The organism is Streptomyces sp. NPDC054956, from assembly GCF_053609185.1.
The window spans coordinates 1-2,844 of the sequence record NZ_JBSGXB010000537.1 but is presented as its reverse complement, the minus strand read 5'-3'; the positions used below and the strand labels follow the sequence as shown (position 1 = coordinate 2,844).

The window sequence follows — 2,844 nt, the reverse complement described above, 5'->3', positions numbered from 1 at the left end:
GCCCCGGCCGAGGCGGCCCAGTCGAAGACAGCGCCGGGAGCGGCGCCATGGGCGGGGGCGGACCCGGCGGGCGTGGCTCCACCGGGGGCAGACTCGGCGGGGGCGGCATGGGCGGAGGCCGACCCGGCAGGTGCGGCTCCGGCGGGGGGTGCCCCAGCGGAGGAGCCATGCCCGGGGGCTGCCCCGGCGGAGGCGTATCCGCCGGGCGCGGACCCGGAAGAAGCAGCCTGGTCGGAAGCGGCCCCGGCAGGGGCGGCAGGAGCGGAGGCTGCCCCAGCGGGCCCAGCCGCGGCGGACCCGGCGGGCACGGCCCCGCCGGAGGCGGCATGGGCGGGCCCAGCGGGTGCGGCCCCGGCGGAGCCGGCGTGGGCCGAGGCGGCATGAGCGGAGCCGGCACGGGGGGAACGGGCGTGGGCCGAGGTGGATCCGGCCGATCCGGGGGATACGGGGGGCGCGGTCTGCTCCAGGTCCTGCCACTGGCCCGCGCGCAGCCGGAGCAGTCCACCGGGGCCCGCGCCGAAGCAGACCCTGGTGCGGCATTCGGGGTCGACCGGCAGCAGCAGGGCGCGCAGCCCGGCCGTGTACGCCTCCTCCGCGAGCCCCAGCTCGGCGGCGCGGGCGCGCAGCCGCCCGTACGCGCGGTCGGTGAGCCGCTGGAGCCCGGAGCGCAGGGCCTCGCGGCGCCCGGCGCGGATGTCGTCGGCCAGCCGTGCCTGGCTCCGCCCGACGGCCGCCGCGATGGACCGGCACACCTCGGCGGCGGCCTGGGCCGTTCCGGGCGCGGCGCGGTCCCCGCCGGCGAGCACGACCAGGACCAGGGCGTCGGGACCGCTGCCGAAGCGGGCGGTGAGCAGGAAGTCTCGCCGGGCCTCGCCCCGGAACCGGGCGGAGTCCCCGCGAAGGGAGGCGGCCCGCAGGGTGTAGCCGCCGTACTGGGCCCCCTCCAGCACGGTGTCGGGAGTCAGCGCGTCGAGCCCGCCCGGGTCGGCGGCGGGCAGCGCGACGGGCTCGGCGGCGTAAGTGGGCGGCCGATCCCCGAGATACGTAACGGCCCCCCGAGCCAGGCCACCACCGCCGGACCCTGCCCCCGGAGCGGCCGCGCCTCCGACCCCGGTCCCAGCACCGGCGACGGCTCCGGGCCCGGCCCCCGGCCCGGCGGCGACCCCCTGCGCGGTGCCCGGATCACCGGCGTCCCGGTCCCCGGTACCCCGGCCGGCAGCGCCCACGGGAACGGCCCCCGGACCCTCCATGGCCCCGTCCGTGGCCCCCGGACCAGCGGCTGCCTCGGGGCCGGTCTCCTCACCGGTGGCAGCGCCACCCGAGGCTCCCCCGGCCCCAGTTGCTGGACCGGCGGCTGCCCCGGGCACGAGCGCCCCCGACCCGAAGCCGGTTTCCGAACCGGAATCGAAGCCGGGAGCGGCCCCCGTACCAGCCCCCGGGCCTGAACCGTCACCGGAGTTCAGGACGGCGTCGTGGTGGCGGCCCCCGTCCCAGGCGGCCCCGACCCCGGCCCCGGCAGTGGCACCGGCGCCGGGACCAGGACCGGCCAAGGGCCCGTCCCCCTGCCCCGCCCGGCCGGCAACCCCACCGGACTGCTGTCCGGACCCGGTACCGGGGCTACGCCCGTACCCGAAGCCCGGGCCGCGGCCGGAACCCGAGTCGGAGGCGGGCCCGGCTCCATGGCCGGAACCGGAACCTGATTCGGGGTCGGAACCATGGCCGGAACCGAAGCCCGAGTCGGGGTCGGAACCATGGCCGGAACCGAAGCCCGAGTCAGAACCGGAGCCGTGGCCGGATCCGGAGCCCGAGCCCGAGTCGGGGCCATGGCTTGAACCGGAGCCGGACCGGGGGTCGGGCCCCTGGCCGGAGACAGAGCCGCCACCGGACTCCGGACCAGCACCCCACCCGGCACCGGACCCCGGATGAGAACCGAGCTCGAAGCCGGCGCCTGCGCTGGAGTCCGCGCCGGGCCCGGAACCAAGGCCACCGTCCAACCCGGAGCGCGGGTCCGACCCCAAGCCGGATCCCGCCCCTGCGCCCGAGCCCACTCCGAAGCCCCCGCCCACGCCGGAACCGGAGCCCTCGCCCGAGCCGGAAACACCGCCAGGACCATGGCCTTGGCCGGACCGCAATCCTGCGGCCGCGTCCGGACCGACTCCGGGACCGGGACCGGGACCGGGACCCGCACTGAAGCCGGGGGCTGAGCCAAGTCCTGCGCCGCCGCGGGGGCCCTGTCCTGCTCCCTCGCCCGAGCCGGAACCCGTATCCCGACCGGTACCGCCCGCAGGGCCGGAGGCGGGCGGCTCGACCGGGCCGAGCCCACCGGCTCCGGGCTGCGGCCAGGAGACGAAGCCGGCATCGGCACCGACGCCGGAGCCCGGCTCGGCCTCGGGCGGGGCCTGCTCCGAGGTCGTGGCGCCGACCGGTTCGTCGCCAGGCAGGCCCCAGCCCCAGGCCAGCGGTCCGTCCAGTTCTTCCTCGGGCAGCGCGGGCGGTACGGACACGTCGCCCAGCGCGTACCAGGTCTGCCCGCCCTCCCTCGGGTCCCTCGGAGGCGGCAGCACGGAGTCGGCGTACTCGTCCTCCACTTCCGCCCACCTCTCAGCCGCCCCCGCCTCGGCGCCCCACCAGCCCTCCGCCCCCTGCGGAGCCCCGGGCTCCAGCGCCTCCGGCACCGACGAGGACTCGGAACCCGGCGCGTCCCCCACCCGGGGGTTCCGGCCCACCCCGGGCAACGACTGGTGCCCGGGCATCGACGCCCGCACGGGTGACCCGCCGCTCGGCACAGCATCCTGCGCCGGCCAGCTCCCAGGAGCCGCCCTGGGTCCGGCAGAAGGCCGGAGG

General features: G+C 78.9%; 1 protein-coding gene. It reads right to left on the bottom strand.

Features of this window, described 5'->3' with window-relative positions:
* The coding region (locus tag ACWGDE_RS37905) for a protein phosphatase 2C domain-containing protein (RefSeq protein ID WP_453393633.1) at positions 1 to 1,250 on the bottom strand (1,250 nt) is incomplete at its 3' end.
* Positions 1,251 to 2,844 lie beyond the last annotated feature (1,594 nt).